The sequence below is a fragment of the Pseudomonas sp. p106 genome (assembly GCF_003936645.1).
Lineage (GTDB): Bacteria > Pseudomonadota > Gammaproteobacteria > Pseudomonadales > Pseudomonadaceae > Aquipseudomonas > Aquipseudomonas putida_E.
Genome location: NZ_RHQR01000016.1, coordinates 142,401 through 159,647 on the forward strand (window position 1 = coordinate 142,401; position 17,247 = coordinate 159,647).

Annotated in this window: 18 protein-coding genes; 4 read left to right on the forward strand and 14 right to left on the reverse strand. The window is 64.6% G+C overall.

Going from position 1 to position 17,247, the window contains the following annotated elements:
- Window positions 1-33: 33 nt before the first annotated feature.
- From cycA to cbiE, 13 genes are all read right to left on the reverse strand, one after another.
- Window positions 34-1,440, reverse strand: coding sequence for a D-serine/D-alanine/glycine transporter (cycA, locus tag EGJ09_RS19605; protein ID WP_012316431.1), 1,407 nt, complete (start codon window positions 1,438-1,440; stop codon window positions 34-36).
- A 198-nt stretch (window positions 1,441-1,638) separates the two neighbouring features.
- A complete protein-coding gene (locus EGJ09_RS19610) occupies window positions 1,639-3,003 on the reverse strand; it encodes a PepSY domain-containing protein (RefSeq protein WP_125924586.1) in 1,365 nt (454 codons plus the stop codon).
- Window positions 3,004-3,062: 59 nt separating this feature from the next.
- Entirely contained in the window at window positions 3,063-5,129 is a 2,067-nt protein-coding gene (locus tag EGJ09_RS19615; RefSeq protein WP_125924587.1) for a TonB-dependent copper receptor, read from the reverse strand.
- 65 nt (window positions 5,130-5,194) lie between these two features.
- Window positions 5,195-5,626 carry a DUF2946 domain-containing protein gene (locus EGJ09_RS19620; RefSeq protein WP_046787831.1) on the reverse strand — a complete coding sequence of 144 codons (432 nt, stop codon included), beginning with the start codon at window positions 5,624-5,626 and terminating at the stop codon, window positions 5,195-5,197.
- Window positions 5,627-5,652: 26 nt separating this feature from the next.
- Window positions 5,653-6,132 carry a copper chaperone PCu(A)C gene (locus EGJ09_RS19625; protein ID WP_125924588.1) on the reverse strand — a complete coding sequence of 160 codons (480 nt, stop codon included), beginning with the start codon at window positions 6,130-6,132 and terminating at the stop codon, window positions 5,653-5,655.
- Window positions 6,133-6,180: 48 nt separating this feature from the next.
- The gene (locus EGJ09_RS19630) at window positions 6,181-6,570 is read right to left on the reverse strand and encodes a DUF2946 domain-containing protein (protein WP_046787833.1); all 390 of its coding nucleotides are present in this window, start codon (window positions 6,568-6,570) and stop codon (window positions 6,181-6,183) included.
- A 145-nt stretch (window positions 6,571-6,715) separates the two neighbouring features.
- Window positions 6,716-7,570: an SPFH domain-containing protein gene (locus EGJ09_RS19635; RefSeq protein WP_012316425.1), complete on the reverse strand. Its 855-nt coding sequence runs from the start codon at window positions 7,568-7,570 to the stop codon at window positions 6,716-6,718.
- Window positions 7,571-7,594: 24 nt separating this feature from the next.
- Window positions 7,595-8,032, reverse strand: coding sequence for an NfeD family protein (locus EGJ09_RS19640; protein ID WP_115273790.1), 438 nt, complete (start codon window positions 8,030-8,032; stop codon window positions 7,595-7,597).
- 134 nt (window positions 8,033-8,166) lie between these two features.
- Window positions 8,167-8,577, reverse strand: coding sequence for a tRNA(fMet)-specific endonuclease VapC (gene vapC / locus EGJ09_RS19645; protein ID WP_125924589.1), 411 nt, complete (start codon window positions 8,575-8,577; stop codon window positions 8,167-8,169).
- The gene (gene vapB / locus EGJ09_RS19650; RefSeq protein WP_012316422.1) at window positions 8,577-8,807 is read right to left on the reverse strand and encodes a type II toxin-antitoxin system VapB family antitoxin; all 231 of its coding nucleotides are present in this window, start codon (window positions 8,805-8,807) and stop codon (window positions 8,577-8,579) included. Before vapB ends, vapC begins: the two co-directional genes overlap by 1 nt.
- A gap of 91 nt (window positions 8,808-8,898) precedes the next feature.
- The gene (locus EGJ09_RS19655) at window positions 8,899-9,618 is read right to left on the reverse strand and encodes a cobalt-precorrin-6A reductase (protein ID WP_046787836.1); all 720 of its coding nucleotides are present in this window, start codon (window positions 9,616-9,618) and stop codon (window positions 8,899-8,901) included.
- Window positions 9,615-10,709, reverse strand: a complete 1,095-nt coding sequence (locus EGJ09_RS19660; protein ID WP_125924590.1) for a cobalt-precorrin-5B (C(1))-methyltransferase — start codon at window positions 10,707-10,709, stop codon at window positions 9,615-9,617. Before EGJ09_RS19660 ends, EGJ09_RS19655 begins: the two co-directional genes overlap by 4 nt.
- Window positions 10,702-11,913, reverse strand: a complete 1,212-nt coding sequence (cbiE, locus tag EGJ09_RS19665; RefSeq protein ID WP_125924591.1) for a precorrin-6y C5,15-methyltransferase (decarboxylating) subunit CbiE — start codon at window positions 11,911-11,913, stop codon at window positions 10,702-10,704. The genes EGJ09_RS19660 and cbiE overlap by 8 nt, the downstream gene beginning before the upstream one ends.
- A gap of 175 nt (window positions 11,914-12,088) precedes the next feature.
- Between cbiE and cobG the strand changes: the two genes are divergently transcribed.
- From cobG to cobJ, 4 genes are read left to right on the forward strand one after another with little or no spacing between them, the layout of a single operon-like run.
- Entirely contained in the window at window positions 12,089-13,420 is a 1,332-nt protein-coding gene (gene cobG / locus EGJ09_RS19670; RefSeq protein WP_177433172.1) for a precorrin-3B synthase, read from the forward strand.
- Entirely contained in the window at window positions 13,413-14,039 is a 627-nt protein-coding gene (locus EGJ09_RS19675) for a precorrin-8X methylmutase (protein WP_039602489.1), read from the forward strand. The genes cobG and EGJ09_RS19675 overlap by 8 nt, the downstream gene beginning before the upstream one ends.
- The gene (locus tag EGJ09_RS19680; protein WP_177433173.1) at window positions 14,036-14,770 is read left to right on the forward strand and encodes a precorrin-2 C(20)-methyltransferase; all 735 of its coding nucleotides are present in this window, start codon (window positions 14,036-14,038) and stop codon (window positions 14,768-14,770) included. The genes EGJ09_RS19675 and EGJ09_RS19680 overlap by 4 nt, the downstream gene beginning before the upstream one ends.
- Window positions 14,771-14,772: 2 nt before the next feature.
- Entirely contained in the window at window positions 14,773-16,464 is a 1,692-nt protein-coding gene (gene cobJ, locus EGJ09_RS19685; protein ID WP_125924593.1) for a precorrin-3B C(17)-methyltransferase, read from the forward strand.
- Between the two features lie 9 nt (window positions 16,465-16,473).
- Here the strand turns inward: cobJ and EGJ09_RS19690 are convergent, their stop codons facing one another.
- On the reverse strand, window positions 16,474-17,070 hold the full coding sequence (locus EGJ09_RS19690; RefSeq protein WP_012316414.1) for a MarC family protein: 597 nt from the start codon (window positions 17,068-17,070) through the stop codon (window positions 16,474-16,476).
- Between the last annotated feature and the right edge of the window lie 177 nt (window positions 17,071-17,247).

Sequence of the window (17,247 nt, forward strand, 5' to 3'; positions counted from 1 at the left end):
AGGATTGGGGCTGCAAGGCAGCCCCGGAGTGCATCAGCTGTTGCGTACAGCTGTCCGCGGATGGCGCTTGCTACGCACACCCTGGTAGGTGACGGCCAGCAACACGAACCAGATCGGCGTGACGATCAGCGCAGAGCGGGTGTCCGCTTCCAGGCTCAGCAGCACCAGGATAAAGGCGAAGAACGCCAGGCACACGTAGCACATGAAGCGCCCGCCCGGCATCTTGTAGGTCGATGCCTGGTGCAGCGCCGCACGGGTTTTGCGGTACTTCAGGTACGACAGCAGGATCAGCGTCCAGACAAACATGAACAGCACTGCCGAAACCGTGGTGACCAGGGTGAATGCCTCGATCACGTTCGGCACCATGTAGATCAGCACCGCGCCAAGCAGCAGGCAGGTGCACGAGAAGTACAGGCCGTTGGCCGGTACGGCGCGGCTCGACAGTTTTTCGAATGCGCGCGGTGCGTCGCCTTCCTGGGCCAGGCCGAAGAGCATGCGGCTGGTGGAAAACACGCCGCTGTTGGCCGACGAGGCCGCCGAGGTCAGCACCACGAAGTTGATGATGCTCGCCGCCGCTGGCAGGCCGGCCAGCACGAACAGCTCGACGAACGGGCTCTTGCCCGGCACCACATCGCGCCATGGGGTCACAGCCATGATCGCGATCAGTGCCAGCACGTAGAACACGATGATACGGATCGGGATCGAGTTGATCGCCCTTGGCAGGGTACGTTCAGGGTTCTTGGCTTCGGCGGCGGTGGTGCCGACCAGCTCGATGCCGACGAAGGCGAACACGGCAATCTGGAAGCCGGCGAAAAAGCCCATCAGGCCGTTGGGGAACATGCCGCCGTCGTTCCACAGGTTGGCCAGCTGCGCGGTGCGCCCGCTCGGCGACTCGAAACCGGTGATGACCATGTACAGGCCGGTGGCGACCAGGCCGAGGATGGCGACGATCTTGATCAGGGCGAACCAGAACTCCATCTCGCCGAACATCTTCACGGTAACCAGGTTAAGCGACAGCAGTACTGCAACGCAGGTCAGGGCGGGTATCCACTGTGGCAGGTCCGGGAACCAGAACTGTGTGTAGGCGGCAATGGCGACCACGTCGGCAATGCCGGTGACCACCCAGCAGAACCAGTAGGTCCAGCCGGTGAAGTAGCCGGCCCAGGGGCCGAGCAGGTCGGCCGAGAAATCGATGAACGACTTGTAGTTGAGGTTCGACAGCAGCAGTTCGCCCATGGCGCGCATGACGAAGAACAGCATGAAGCCGATGATCATGTAGACGAAGATGATCGACGGCCCCGCCAGGCTGATGGTCTTGCCCGAGCCCATGAACAGGCCGGTGCCGATGGCACCTCCGATGGCGATCAGCTGGATGTGGCGGTTGGTCAGGTTACGCTGCAGGTGCTGCGCTTGAGCAGGAGGGGAAGAGGTCCGGGTCATTGGCTGCATTCCATTGAGGGTCAGTCTTTTTGTGAAAGCCGCGTAGGCTAACACGCGCGTCCCAAATCGGGGCGCGACAGATCGACTCGACTTTTCAGTAGCAGATGGCTGCTGTGCGGCCCTTTCGCTACACAAGACCAACGCGGTCGTCTGAGCGGCCTTGTGTCGCGAAAGGGCTGCACAGCAGCCCCAATGGCCTCAAGTGCTGGCCAACACCCTGCGCCTTACCACCAGGCTGTCCACCACCCACATCACCACCATCGACACCCCCACCAGCGGGAAGATCACCCCAAGTACCAGCATCACCCCGACAGCTGCCTTCCAGCGCGGCAGGTCATGGCGCAGTGCCGGTACCCCAAGGCCACCGGCCGGCCGGCGTTTCCACCACATCACCAGTCCGCTGACCGAACCCAGCAAAATCATCAGGCACACCAGCAGAATGATGATCTGGTTCAGCACGCCGAACATCTTGCCCTCGTGCAGCATGACGCCCAGCTCGGTCGCCCGGGCCACCGGGCTGTAGTCCTGCCAGCGCACGTCGGCCAGCACCTTGCCGGTGTACTGATCGACATGCAGGGTGGCATCGTTGCGCGGGTCGTCGGCGAACACGGCGATGGTGAATACGCCATCGGCAGTGGTCGGCACGGTGATGCTGTAGCCGGGTTCCACCTCGCGCGCGGTGGCGAGGTCCTGTACCTGCTGCAGGCTCACCTGAGGTGCCGCTGGCCTGTTCGACATCATGTGGTGCCCGGCATGTTCGGCATGCGCACCGGACTGCGGCATCGGCGTGTTTTCCATGGCCCAGGGCACCGTCTGGCGGTGGGCGCTGTTCAGTTCACCGGCCTGTTGATCGGACTTGGGCACGTCATTCCACATGGCCGCCGGGAAGCGGTTCCACAGGTCGGCGTACTGTTTGCCCCACAGGCCGGTCCAGGTCATGCCGCTGAGCAGCATCAGCAGCAGCAGGGCCGAGCCCCAGAAGCCGCTGACCGCGTGCAGGTCGCGCCAGAGCAGCCGGCCACGCGCCGACAGCCGTGGCCACAGCACGCCACTGCCGGCGCGCCCGCGCGGCCACCACAGGTACAGGCCGGACACCACCAGCACGATGCCCCAGCCGGCTGCCAGTTCCACCAGTCGGTCACCAAGCGTACCGACCATCAGCTCGCCATGCAGGGCTCGGGCGACCGCCTGCAGGTTCTGCTTGGCATCCTGTTCGCCCAGGATCTTGCCGCTATACGGGTTGACGAACACATTCAGTTCGCGCCCACCGTCATGCACCACGAACTGCGCGCTGCGCTCGGCATTGATGGGTGGCAGATATTGGCCCACATGGCCTTTGGGGTAGGCCTGGCGCACTTCGGCCAGCATCACGTCGGCGCCCTGGCGGTGATGGCTGGCCTCGACCACCATCAGGTCACGGTACAGCAGTGGGTCCAGCTGCGGTTTGAACAGGTAGATGATCCCGGTAATCGCCAGCAGGATCATGAACGGGGCGACGAACAGCCCCGCATAGAAATGCCAGCGCCAGGCCAGGTTGTAGAATGAAACGCGTGTTCCGCTCATGGGAACCTCCTGTTTGACCAGCTGAGGGGCGCAACCAGCGGCTGCGCCCGTTGTTGTTGTCAGAAGCTGAAATCGACCTTGGTCCAGAACGTCCTGCCCGGTTCGTTGACCGGCTGTGGATCGGAAGCCGGGTAGCCGAACCCGGCGTTCCCGGCCAGGTTCAGGTGCTCGGCGTAGGTTTTGTCGAACAGGTTGTCGACGCCTGCGCTGAGCTTGAGGTTGTTGTTCACCTTGTAGGCGCCATTGAGCGAGAACACGCCGAACCCGGCGCTTTTTTCGTAGTCCTTGCCGACCACATTGCCCTGGTTTTCGGCGATGCGGTTCTGTGCAGCCACCAGCCGCCACAAGGCCCCGGCGCTCCAGGTGTCGCGGCTGTAGGTCAGGCCCATGCGGCTTTCCAGTGGTGGCATCTGCGGCAGTGCCTTGCCGTCACTGCTGTTCTTGCCCCAGGCGTAGGCCAGGGTCGCATCGGCCTTCCAGGTTTCCGTCAGCTTGTAGGCGGCGCCCAGTTCGCCACCCATGATGCGGGCGTCGATGTTCTGCGCCTGGGAGGTGCTCATGCCCATCATGCCGGTACGGTAGTCGAACAGGATGTAGTCGCGGATCTGCCCGACATAACCCGAAGCCCAGGCTTCAAGGCGCTCGTCGCGGTACTGGATGCCGAAGTCGAGCTGGGTGGTCTTTTCTGGCTTGATGCCGTCGAAGGCGTTGGCGGCGCCAGAGGGCGCCAGCTTGGGCGAGAACAGCTCCCAATAGTCGGGGAAGCGCTGGGCATGGCCAAGGCCGATGTAAGTGGTGGCCGGCACCGCCGCGAGGTCGTGCTCATAACGCACGAAACCGCTGGGTAGGGTATCGGCGCGGGTATCACCTTCGGTAGCGCTGCCAGCCCGGAAGTCGCGGGCGGAGGCGCGATCGAGACGGGCGCCGGTGATCAGCCGGTCAACCCCTGTGGCGTACCAGGTCAGTTCACCAAAGGCCCCATAGTTATGGAAGTCGGCATCCTTGGTCCAGGGCTGGCCCTTGTGCGCATCAACGCCCATGCCGCCACGCTGGCGATGTTCGTTGGTCTGTGCGTCGATGCCACTGATCAGTTGCACGTCGGCCCAGCGCCAGGTGGCCTTGATGCGTGCGCCCATTGTGCGGCGGTCGACATTGCTGACCATGGGCATGCCCATCATGCCGCTGCCCGATGGGGTGCGCAGGCTGTAGTTGTCCATTACGTGGTCGGCGTAGTTGTAATAGACCTGTGCCTCGACCTTGTCGAGCACCTCGCCCAGGTTGGACTTTTCAAAGCGCAGGCCCAGGCTTTCGCGCTTGAACTGCGAGCCGTCCATGCCACGGCCGGCATAGCGGGCCTGGCCGTCACCCTTACCGGCGGTGAGTTCGAGCAAGGTGTCCTGGTCGGGCGTCCAGCCCAGGGTCACATCGCCGTTCCATTTGTCCCAGCGCGAAGGCACGGTGTCGCCGTTGCCGTCGTGGTAGTCGTCCGAGCGCGACTGGTTGCCGACGAAGCGCGCATAAGCCTGGCTATTGCCTGCGGCGGCGTCGAGCACCTGGTCGAAGCGGCCGTTGGAGCCGGCCAACAGGCTGGCGTTGATCCGGCTGCCGAGGGTGCCGAATTTTTCCGGTTCACGTTCGAAAAGGATGGTCCCGGCCGAGCCGCCGGGGCCCCAGATCACGCTTTGCGGGCCTTTGATAACGGTGAGGCGGTCATAGGTTTCCGGCGCGATGTAAGAGGTCGGTGCGTCCATGCGGTTGGGGCAGGCACCGAGCATCACACCACCGTTGGTGAGGATGTTCAGGCGCGAACCGAACATGCCGCGCAGCACCGGGTCACCGTTGGTGCCACCGGCGCGGATGGCTGAAAAACCAGGGATGGTCTTGAGGTAATCGGCACCATCGCTCGCCGGCACGGGCTGGCGCGGGTCTTTGGGGTTGGTGACGACCGTCAGGGGCGAGCTGGGTGCGATGGCGGTGATCACCGTCGGGCTCAGCTCGGGCGGCGCTTGCTCGTGCGTTTCATGGCCAGGTTCGGCGGCCAGGGCCATGGGTGCGAGCAGCGACCCGCACAACACGGCGAATGTCCCTCGCAGAGAGGGGGCGAATACAGGGGTGCAGCCGGACATAGTGATTCCAGTCGATCAGTCATGGGTGGGCACGGAGCCTTCAGGCTCCGTGCGGCAGCAGGGGGTCAGACGCTGATCGAAGGCGGTGGCGCGCGGCTGCGCGCACCGGGGAATATGGCCTGTCGGGCATGGCCCTGAAGGGTTGCCGCAGGGATGAGGGTGACGGGCAGGGCGTGCCCGGCAACGAGTGGGCTGAAGGTCTGCGGTAATGCAGGGCAGTTGAACAGCAGGCTGCAGTAGCCGCATTTTTCCCACATCACATGCAGTTGGCCATCGTCGCCGTGGCCGTGATGCGAGTCGCTGGCGTGCCCGTGTTCCGAGGACAGAGCCATGCCCATCGGCATGCTCATGCCCGCGTGATGATCCATCGGCATCGACTGGGAAATCAGCGGGCCGATAAAGATCATCCACATGGCGAACAGGCTCAGCCAGCCGCCACCGACGCGCCTGCGTTCAGGGCGGGTGGTACGGCTGCGTCTGTTGCATGGCAGGCTCATGAAGGCGAGCGCCAGTCAGCGAAGGGTCAGTGTGCGTGTTCGTGCGGCTGGTCCGCCGGGGCCTGCCTCTGCACAGCCACGTCGACTGTGATGTCGCCTGCTTTCTCGAAATGCAGGGTCAGCGGGAAGCGCTTGCCGTCGCTGAGCAGGCTACGGTCCTTGTGCTGCATCAGCATCACATGATAGGCGCTGGGGGCGAAGACCACGTCCTTGCCGGCGGGCACTACTACATTGGGCACCTGCTGCATCTTCATGGCGCCGTTGGCACTCATCACGTGTTCGTGCAGTTGTGCGTCAGCAGTGATGGGGCTGTCCACGCTGAGCAGGCGGTCATCGACCTTGCCGTTGTTGTGCACGATGAAATAGGCGGCCACATTGGGCGCGTTCGGCGGCAGTTGCAGCGACCAGGGGTGGGCGATATGCAGGTCGCCCACAGTGTATTCATGGGCGTTGGCGAAGGCGCCGGGCAGCAGCAGTGCGGCCACTACGAGAGCTTGCTTGAGCATGGTGTAAGTCTCCGTTCTGTTCAGGTTCAGGCAGACAGCGTGATGAACTCAGACCAGGGGAGAGGCGCGGGGGTTGAGCGCGGGCCAGAGCTGGCGCGGCGTCATTTGGTAATCGGCTGGCGGTGGAACATGCGCGGCCAGCAACGTGGGCGGGTTGTGCAGTTGTGGCGGATAACCTGGCAGGGCCAGCAGCGGCGAGGCTCCCGAACAGCACCAGCAGTGCTGCATGTTGGAATGCTCGTCGTTTTGCGTGCCGAGGTCGATCTTGGCCAGTGCCTGGACGTCGACCTTGGCCTTGCCTGCCATGCTGGAACAGAAAGCCCCCCACAGCAGCTGCTCTGCCGGGCCCTTGGGCGCGGCAGAGGACAGCGGCATGGCCAGCAGGTTGAACAGCACTGCGAGGCAGGCTATCCAGGCGATGTGCCGACGTGGGGGCATGGAGAGATCCGGTCAGGAATCGTGGCGGGTATTGTACGGCGCAGTATAGGTAAAAATGATGGGGTGCGGTGAAGTGACGCAGGCGGGTCGATGGGGCTGCTGTGCAGCCCATGGCCGGCAAGCCGGCCATGAAGCTACAGCAGCATCAAGCCTTGTTACGGCCCATCAAGCCACGCACGGTCTCTTGCAAATCAGCCGGCAGCACCACCACCTTGGCATTGTTGCTGCTGGCCAGGTTCTCCATGGCGCCGACATAGCGCTCACCCAGCAGGTACATGGCTGGCACCGTCTCGTTGCCCACCGCGTCCTTGACCAGCGAAATCGCCTTTGCCGAAGCCTCGGCAAGGTTGATTTGCGCCTCGGCATCGAGCTTGGCCGACTGCAGGCGGGCTTCGGCCTCGAGAATGGCGGCCTGCTTGGCACCTTCGGCACGGGTCACGTCGGCTTTACGTTCACGTTCGGCCGCCGCCTGACGTTCCATGGCCAGCTGCATGTTTTCCGATGGCTTGATGTCCTGGATTTCTACCGAGCGCACGGTCACGCCCCAGTCTTCGGTCTGTTCGGACATCGCCTCTCGCAGGCGTGCCTTGATCTGCTCGCGGCTGGACAACGCTTCGTCCAGGTCCATGGCGCCGACGATGGCGCGCAGCGATGTCATGGTCAGGCTGGTGACGGCAAACGAGAAATTCTGCACGCCATAGGAGGCCTTCTGTGGGTCGACCACCTTGGCGAAACACAGTGCATTGGCGACGATCACCGCATTGTCGCGAGTGATGATTTCCTGCTCCTGCACATCGAGGATGATGTCCTTGGTCGGCAGGCGATAGGCGACCACGTCCATGTACGGGATGACGATGTTCAGGCCGGGCTTGAGTGTGCTGTGGTAGCGGCCCAGGCGCTCGACGATCCACTCCTCCCCCTGGGGTACGATGCGTACACCCTTGAAAACAGTGATCAGAACGAAAACGGCGAGGGTGCCGACGACGATAAGGCTGGTCATGATGCGAACTTCCTTTTAATGCGGTCAGGCCCGGATGACCCGGGCAGTATTGCCTTCGATGGCGACGAGACGTACACGCTCGCCTGACGGGATGTCGCTGTCAGCGACGCAGATCCATTCCTCATTGCCCAGGATCGGTTTCTGGAACCGCACACGGCCTTTCTGGAATTGCGAAACGCTGCTGATCAGCAGCCCGACTTCGCCGATCACGCTGTCGGCGGTCCAGCGCACATCCGGCTGCTTGCGCCGGAACAGCTTGAACCAGAGTGCCGTGGTGACCGACGAGAACAGCACCCACGACAGTACCTGCATGTCCAGTTGCAGGCTGGGGGCGGCGAGCGAGATGAGCGACACCAGCACGGCACCGATGCCGAACCAGATGATGAAGAACGTGGGCAGGACCAGTTCGAGCAGGATCAGCGCGATGCCGAAGACCAGCCAGATCCACCATTGCATTTCCATATGGTTGACGCTTTCCGGAGGGGAGGGGGGTTGAGTTTAAGACTGACGACAGGCCAACGGCCATATGAATGTATCTGGTCACAGCGCAGCGATGGTCGATAGCCACTGTCGGAATATGGAAAGGGCTACGTCTTTTACCCTGGCGTGGCCAGCCAATCCTCAACCCGCAACCCCGGAACGCGTATGAACTCTCGCAGGTTGTTGGTTACCAAGGTAAGCCCCCGCGCGCGGGCATGCCCGGCAATCAACTGATCGAAAGGGCCGATGGGCGTACCGGCCTTTGCCAGTTCTGAGCGAAGCTGCCCGCTGTGTTCTGCTGCATGGCTGTCATAGTCGAGTACTTCAAGACGCGCTACGAAACCCTCCACAATCGAGAGATTTCGTGCAGGAGCGGCCGATTTCTCTGCACCGTAAACCAGCTCCATCAGTGTGACGGTGCTGATTGCCAGCTGACCATGGTGGCGGTTGAACGCTTCACGAACTACCTGGGGTTTGTTCTTGATCGTGAAGATGCAGATATTCGTATCGAGCATGTACTTGAGCATTAAAACCCTTCACGTTCCTGGTCGGCAGGTTGGTCGCGGCTGGCCATGAAGTCCGGGCTCGCATCTTCGCCGTCAAACCAGCTATCCCATGATTCACCAGCGGGAGTGATGATGCGGGTTCGACCCACTGCAACAATGTCCACGCGGGTCACCTCTTCGGGAAATGCGACAGATTTCGGCAAGCGGATGGCCTGGCTACGATTGCTTTTGAAGACAGCACCTTGCTCCATGATGGGCCTCCCTGGAAGCGGCAAACTGTGACTGAAGTTTAAATTCCGCAAGGTATATGTCAATGGGATATACGTTGCCAAAGGCTGCCAGTCATAGATGCAGGGCGCTGAGCAACAGGCAGTACCGGGTGAACTCAGCATCGACCTGTGGAAGTGTGGGGCGCTTCAGAATGAGTACTGGAACCCCCAGCTCCCGCGCCACCTCAAGCTTGGGCTCGGTCGCCACGCTGCCGCTGTTCTTGCTGACCAGCACATCGATATCGCGCCGTGCGAACAGCACCCGCTCATCGTCAAGGTGAAACGGCCCCCGCGCACCGATCACTTCGCAGCGATCATTACCAGGGCAGGCCTGCAACGCCCTGAGGGTCCAGAACTGCTCTGGCGGAATCTCGTCCAGATGCTGCAGCGGCTCGCGCCCCAAGGTGAACAAAGGCCGACGGAACGGCTTGAGTGCATGGATCAGCCCCGCCCAATCCTCCACTTCGCGCCAGTCGTCACCGGGCTGGGCCTGCCATGCCGGGCGCCGCAAGGCCCAGCACGGGATGCCCACGGCCCGTGCGGCGGCGGCGGCATTGTGGCTGATCTGCGCGGCATAGGGGTGGGTGGCGTCTATCAGCAGGGTGATACCCGCCTCGCGCAGGTAGGCGGCCAGGCCTTCGGCCCCGCCGTAGCCGCCGACCCGCACCTGGCAGGCCAGGCCCTGCGGCACCCGGCCGATGCCAGCCAGGCTGTAGACATGCTCCGGGCCAAGCTGACGGGCGATGGCCAGTGCCTCGGTGACACCGCCCAGCAGCAGGATGCGCCGGTTCATTGCACACCTGCCTTGCCGACGATGCCGCCCTGGCGGTCGATGGCGAACACTTCCACCTGCACCTGTGCGGGCACCACGCTGCGGGCGAACGCCAGGGCGTGGGCGCAGACCGCGTCGCCCAGGGCGATGCCGGCGGCGTGTGCCAGGGCCAGGGCTTGCTGGCTGGTGTTGGCGGCCATGATCGCTGCCTGCAGGTCGGCATCGGCGCCGATGTCCGCGGCCCACCCGGCCAGTTGCGGCAGGTCGATGCTCGAGTGGCGGCTGTGCAGGTCCATGTGCCCGGCGGCCAGCTTGCTGATCTTGCCAAAGCCACCGCACAGTGACAGGCGTGGCACCGGCACCTTGCGCAGGTGCTTGAGCACCGCGCCGACAAAGTCGCCCATCTCGATCAGGGCAATTTCCGGCAGGCCGTACACGCGGCGCATGGTGTCTTCGCTGGCATTGCCGGTGCAGGCGGCGATATGGGTATAGCCATTGGTGTGGGCCACATCGATGCCCTGGTGGATGGAGGCGATGTAGGCTGCGCAGGAGAAGGGCCGCACGATGCCGCTGGTACCGAGAATCGACAGCCCGCCGAGGATGCCCAGGCGCGGGTTCATGGTCTTGAGCGCCAACTGCTCGCCGCCCTGTACGTTGACCGTGACTTCGAAGCCGCCGCGGTAGGCGCAGTCGTCGGCCAGTTGCTGCAGGTGTTCACTGATCATGCGCCGCGGTACCGGGTTGATCGCCGGCTCGCCCACGGCGAGCACCAGCCCGGGGCGGGTGACGGTACCGACACCCACGCCTGCGACAAAGCGTATACCCGGTTCTTCCTGCAGGCGCACCTGGCTGTAGAGCAACGCGCCATGGGTGACATCGGGGTCGTCGCCGGCATCCTTGAGTGTGCCGGCTTCGGCGCGCTCGCCCTCGCGGCGGCAGAACTCCAGGCGCATCTGCACCACCTTGCCCTTGGGCAAGGTGATGCTCACGGCGTCAGCGCACACACCGGTGAGCAGCAGGCGCGCTGCCGCCAGGCTGGTGGCAGTGGCGCAGCTGCCAGTGGTCAGGCCGCTGCGCAGTGGCGCAGGTTGTTCGCGGGTTTCTTCACGCATCGTGGGGCTTCACCACGTCGAGCAAGGTGATCGGCAATGCCTGGCGCCACGTGTCGAAGGCGCCCAATGGCTGGGCCTGGGCGACATGGATGCGCGTCAGTTCACCGCCATGCTGTTGGCGAAAGTGCGCCAGTGCCAGTTCGCTTTGCAGTGTCACGGCATTGGCCACCAGGCGCCCCCCGGGGCGCAGCCGCTCCCAGCACAACGGCAGCACGCCTTCGCGGGTGACGCCGCCGCCGATGAAGATCGCATCCGGGCGCTCCAGCCCGGCCAAGGCCTGCGGTGCGGTGCCGCGCACCAGTTGCAGGCCGGGAACGCCAAGGGCATCACGGTTGTACTCGATGAAGCCCTGACGGCCCTCGTCAGCTTCGATTGCCAGTGTTCGGCAGGCGGGGTGGGCGCGCATCCACTCGATGCCGATCGAGCCACAGCCTGCGCCCACGTCCCACAGCAACTCGCCTGGTTGTGGGGCCAGGCGGGCCAGGGTGATGGCCCGTACGTCACGTTTGGTCAGCTGGCCGTCATGACGGAAAGCATCGTCCGGCAGGCCGGCTGCGCGTGACAGCCGCGGAGCGTCGGCAGCAGCCTGGCACTCGATGGCAACCAGGTTCAGCGCGGCGACCTGGGGTTGGGCCCAGTCATCGGCGATGCCCGCCAAGTGGCGTTCGGCAGGGCCGCCGAGGTGCTCGAACACCTGCAGGCGGCTTGGCCCGAAACCGCGCTCGCGCAGCAGGGCGGCGATGGCTGCCGGGCTATCCCCGTCGTTGCTCAGCACCAGCAGGCGCATGCCGCTGTAAAGGTGGGCGTTGAGAGAGGCCAGGGGGCGCGCGACCAGAGACACCACCTGCACATCCTGCAGCGGCCAGCCAAGGCGGGCAGCGGCCAGGGCGCAAGAGGAGGGCATCGACAGTACCTGCAGCTCTTGGGCCGGAACCTGCCGCGCCAGGCTGGCGCCGACGCCGTAGAACATCGGGTCACCGCTTGCCAGCACGCACACCTGCTCACCGCGCCGAGCCAGTACCGGGGCGAGCGAGAACGGGCTCGGCCAATGTTCGCGGGCGGCGCTTACGCAGCGCGGCAGCAGGGCCAGCTGACGTGGGCTGCCGATGATCCGCGAAGCGCCGAGCAGGGCGCGTCGGGCCTGCTTGCCCAGGCCGCTGAAGCCGTCTTCGCCGATGCCTACTACTGTCAGCCAGGGTGTCATGTGTTTCTGATCCGCCATTTTTGGGGGCGCATCGCCCCCCCTAAGCCGGCAAAGGGGGCGACGCGGTGATGAATTTCTGTTCAATCGCCAGCGATGCTCGACCACCGGCTTTTCATGCCGCCGGACAAAGCAGGCATAATACCGCGCCTTCTACACTCAAGCGCATTTTCAGCGATTGCCGGACGTCCCTTTGAAGCAGGTCCATACCCCACCCGTATCGCCCCGTCCCTCGGCTTGCCCGGGGTTGTGGCGCATCGTCAGTGCCCTTGATGGCGGGATCTGCCGGATCAAGCTGCCCGGTGGGCTGCTGCTGGCCGATCAGGCCGATGCCGTGGCGGCGGCTGCCGAGCGTTTCGCCGGTGGCGTGATCGAGGCGACCAACCGCGGCAACCTGCAGGTCCGTGGCATTGGCGACGATCACGCCGGCCTGATCGAAAGCCTGCTGGCAGCAGGCCTGGGCCCACGCGATGCTGCCAGTGACGATGTGCGCAACCTGATGCTCAGCCCCTTGGCCGGGCATGACCCCTTGATGGTGCTGGATGTTCGTCCCCTGGCCGAACACATCCTCGACATGCTGCAAGGCACACCGCGCTTTCACCAGTTATCGGCCAAGTTCGCGGTGCAACTGGACGGCGGCGAAGGCCTGGCGATGCTCGAGCACCCGCACGATCTATGGCTTTCAGCATTGCGACTCGAGCAACGCACTTGGTTGGCGTTCGGCCTGGCCGGCTCCCCTGCTGACGGCCAGGTGCTGGGTGCGGTGCCGGTGGAGCAGGGGCTGGCGCTGGTGCGCGCAGTGCTTGAGCGCTTTCTCGACCTGGCCAGCCCGGACCAGGCACGCATGCGCCAGTTGTTTGAAAACTGCTCAGTGGAGCGATTCATCGAGGGGCTAGGGCTGGCGATCCGCCGAGATGCTGCCGTCCTCGATTGGCGCCGCAAAGCGGGCAACAGCCCATGGCTGGGTGCCGTTGAGCAGCTGCAGGGCATGGCCCTGGGCGTTGCCCCGCCGCTTGGCAGGCTCAGCGCCGACATGCTGCGCGGTGCGGCGCGAATCGCGCGTGAACACGGTGATGGCAGCCTGCGCCTGAGCCCCTGGCAGAGCCTGATGCTGACCTCTGTAGCTGGCGCGAGCATCGCCCCGGCGCAACGTGAGTTGTCGGCCCTGGGCCTGCTCTGCCATAGCCATGAACCCTTGGCCCGCCTGGTTGCCTGCACCGGCGCCAGCGGCTGCGCCAAGGCGCACGGCGAAACCAAGGCCGATGCCCTGGCCCTGGCGGCCCTGTTGCCCGCTGGCGCCCCTGCCAGTGTGCACCTGTCTGGTTGCCCCCGATCCTGCGCCGTGGCCCATGTCGCCCCGGCCACACTGCTGGCCCGCTCGCCGGGCCGCTATGACCTCTATTTGCGTGACGCGCGCCTGCCGGGCTTCGGTGCCCTGCGCGCCGCCAACCTCACCTTGAACGAAGCAGGCGCCATGCTCGACCTGCCGACGGAGCACCTTGATGATTGATTACATCCGCGATGGTCAGGAGATCTATCGCAATTCCTTCCGGATCATCCGTGAGGAGGCCCGGCTCGAGCGGATCCCCGCAGACCTCGAGAAACTCGCCGTACGTGTGATCCATGCCTGTGGCATGGTCGAGGCCATCGACGGCCTGCAGTTCTCCGAAGGTGCCGGCCGCGCCGGGCGCCAGGCCCTGGCCAACGGCGCGCCGATCCTCTGCGATGCGCACATGGTCGCCGAAGGCATCACCCGTGCACGCCTGCCCGCCGACAACAAGGTGATCTGCACCCTGCGCGACCCGAGTGTCCCGGCCCTGGCCAAAGATGCCGGCAATACCCGCTCGGCGGTGGCTCTGGAGCTGTGGCGGCCTTACCTGGAGGGCAGCGTGGTGGTGATCGGCAACGCGCCGACCGCACTGTTCTACTTGCTGGAAATGATCGATGCAGGTGCACCAAAGCCTGCGCTTATCCTCGGTTTCCCGGTTGGCTTCGTCGGTGCGGCGGAGTCCAAGGCCATGCTCGCCGCCGACAGCCGGGGCGTCCCGTTCGTGATCATGCAGGGCCGCCTGGGCGGTAGCGCGATGGCTGCTGCCGCGGTCAATGCCCTCGCCACGGAGGTGGAATGATGGCGCCGCGTGGACGTCTGCTGGGCCTGGGCGTAGGCCCTGGCGACCCTGAGCTGATCACCCTCAAGGCCCTGCGCTTGCTGCGCGAGGCCCCAGTGGTCGCCTACTTCGTGGCCAAGGGCAAGCGTGGCAATGCCTTCGGCATCATCGAGGCGCACCTGCAGCCAGCGCAAACGCTGCTGCCGCTGGTCTATCCGGTGACCACCGAGGCGTTGCCGGCACCGTTGTCGTACGAGCAGGTCATCAGCGATTTTTATGACGAGGCCAGCGTGCAGGTGGCCGAGCACCTCGATGCCGGCCGCGATGTCGCGGTGATCTGCGAGGGCGACCCGTTCTTTTACGGCTCCTACATGTACCTGCATGACCGTCTGGCGCAGCGTTATGACGCGCAAGTGATCCCTGGTGTCTGCTCGATGCTGGGAGGCGCGTCGGTACTGGGTGCCCCCCTGGTTTACCGCAACCAGAGCCTGTCGGTGCTGTCGGGCGTGCTGCCGGCCGAAGAACTCACGCGGCGCCTGGCCGATGCCGATGCGGCAGTGATCATGAAGCTGGGCCGCAACTTCCCCAAGGTACGCCAGGTGCTGGCCGAACTGGGCCTGGACGGGCGAGCGCTGTACGTCGAGCGGGCGACCATGGCAAATCAGAAAATCGTCGCGCTGGACCAGGTGGATCCACAGTCGTCACCGTACTTCTCGCTGATCATCGTGCCGGGTGAAAAATGGCAGGGATGAGCATGCACAAGGCACCGGCAATCATCGTGCTCGGCGCTGGCAGCGTGGCCACCGCGCGGCGCATTCAGCAGCATTATCCACAGGCGACGATCCATGGCCTGAGCGGCCGGGTCGAGATGGCCGACCAGTATTACGAAGCATTTGGCGACACGCTGCGCGCCCTGTATCTACAAGACACGCCGATCATAGCCCTGTGTGCGGCGGGTATCGTCATCCGTAGCCTGGCCAGCCTGCTCAGCGAGAAAGGTGCGGAGCCGCCGGTGCTGGCGGTGGCCGAGGACGGCAGTGCGGTAGTGCCGCTGCTTGGCGGGCTGAGCGGCGTCAATGTCATGGCCCGCGAGATCGGTGAGGCGCTGGGCGTGGCGGCGGCGATCACCACCAGTGGCGAGCTGCGTTTCGGCACCTGCCTGTTGAACCCACCCGAGGGCTACGCGCTGGCGGATATCGAACAGGGCAAGCGTTTCGTTTCCGATCTGCTGGCGGGCGAGGCGGTACGTATCGAGGGCGATGCGCCTTGGCTGGCTCACGCCCAATTGCCGGCCAGTGAAGCCGCCCAGCGCACCATTCATGTGGGATGCACTGCGCGCCCGGCCAGCCGTGACGAGTTGCTGATCCACCCCCGTTCGGTGGTGGTTGCGGTGGATGCGGGCGGTCCTGATCTGGTTGAACGCGTCAGCGATGCCCTGCGTGAGGCGGGCATCGCCGAGCAGTCACTGGCGTGCCTGCTGGTTGCCGAACAGGCCATGGCCGAACCGTCCTTGCAGGCAGCGGCCAAGGTGCTGGGTGTCGCACTGCGTTTTGCTGCCAAAGAAAGCACTCTTGTCAGCATGGCCGCCGAAGCACTGCCGGATGCGCGCCTGATCGAACAAGGGGGCCTGGTCATTGCGCTGGCATCGGTGCCTGTCAAGGTCAACCAACTGGGCCGCAGGCGTGGTCGCCTGGCCGTCATCGGCCTTGGCCCTGGCGCCGCCGAGCTGATGGTGCCGGCGGTCAAAGCCGAGCTGGCACGCGCCGAAGATATTCTCGGTTACGAAACCTACGTACGCATGGCCGGGCCGTTCCGCGACGACCAGGTGCAACATTGCACCGACAATCGCGAAGAAATGCAGCGCGCGCGTCATGCTTTCGAGCTCGCCGCACAAGGGCGCTCGGTGGTGGTGGTGTCGTCGGGTGACCCGGGGGTATTCGCCATGGCCGCCGCCGTGCTGGAAGCGTTGCACGGGTCCACTGACCCCGCCTGGCATCGTGTCGATCTGGAAATCCTGCCAGGGGTTTCGGCCTCGCTGGCCACTGCCGCTCAGGCGGGCGCGCCGCTGGGGCATGACTTCTGCGTGATGTCGCTATCGGACAACCTCAAACCGTGGCCGACCATCGAGCATCGGCTGGCCCTGGCGGCCCAGGCCGACCTGGTGCTGGCCTTCTACAACCCGATCTCGCGTTCGCGCCCTTGGCAGCTTGGGCGCGCGCTGGAAATCGTGCGCCAGCACCGGGATGGCAATACACCCGTGGTGCTGGGGCGTGACATCGGCAGGCCGGGGCAGACGCTCAGGGTGGTCACCCTCGCCGAGCTGACGCCAGAGATGGTCGACATGCGCACCATGGTCCTGGTCGGTTCTTCCACGACCTGTACCTTTGCCCGTGCCGACGGTGGGCAGTGGGTCTATACCCCGCGCTGGTACCCTGTTGCGCCCTGAGTGGCAGGGCTAGCCGACCAGGTAGCCCCTGATGCCGGTGAAGATGATCTGCGCCGCCAAGGCGCAGACGAACAGCCCCATCAGGCGGCTGACGATCTGCAGGCCTTGATCGCCGAGAATGCGCTCGATCCCGTGTGACAGATACAGCACCAGGCCCACGGTGAAGCTGGCCAGCGCGATACTGACGATGGCCAGCAACTTGTCGTCCCAGTGCGGCTGGCTGACGCCCATCACCAGCAGGGCGCCGATGGTGCCCGGGCCTACGGTGAGCGGGATGGTCAGCGGTACGATGGTCACGTCTTGCTGCACGTTGTCGGCCTGCACGGCCGGTTTGCCCTGGGCCATGCCCAAGGCAGAGATGAACAGCACGCTGCCGGCGCCGATGCGGAAGGCATCGGCCGTTATGCCGAAAATGCCGAAGATCGCCCGCCCGAACAGGTACAGCAACACGCTGGCGACCAGGGCGGCGAAGGCAACCTTCCAGGCCAGCTGTTTGCGCTCCTTGCTGGAGTGGCCACGGGTCAGGCTGATGAAGCACGACAGCACGAAGAACGGGCTGTAGAGCACCAGCATCTTCAGGTAGACACTGAACAACTCATGAAGCATGAGGGTGAGTCCTTTGTAGGAGCGGCCTTGTGTCGCGAAAGGGGTGCGCAGCAGCCCCAATTCCGTGTGGCGCTGCTGAAATTCTGGGGCTGCTGCGCAGCCCTTCCGCGACACAAGGCCGCTCCTACAAAGGACTCACCCTCATGCTTCATGAGTTGTTCAGTGTCTACCTGAAGA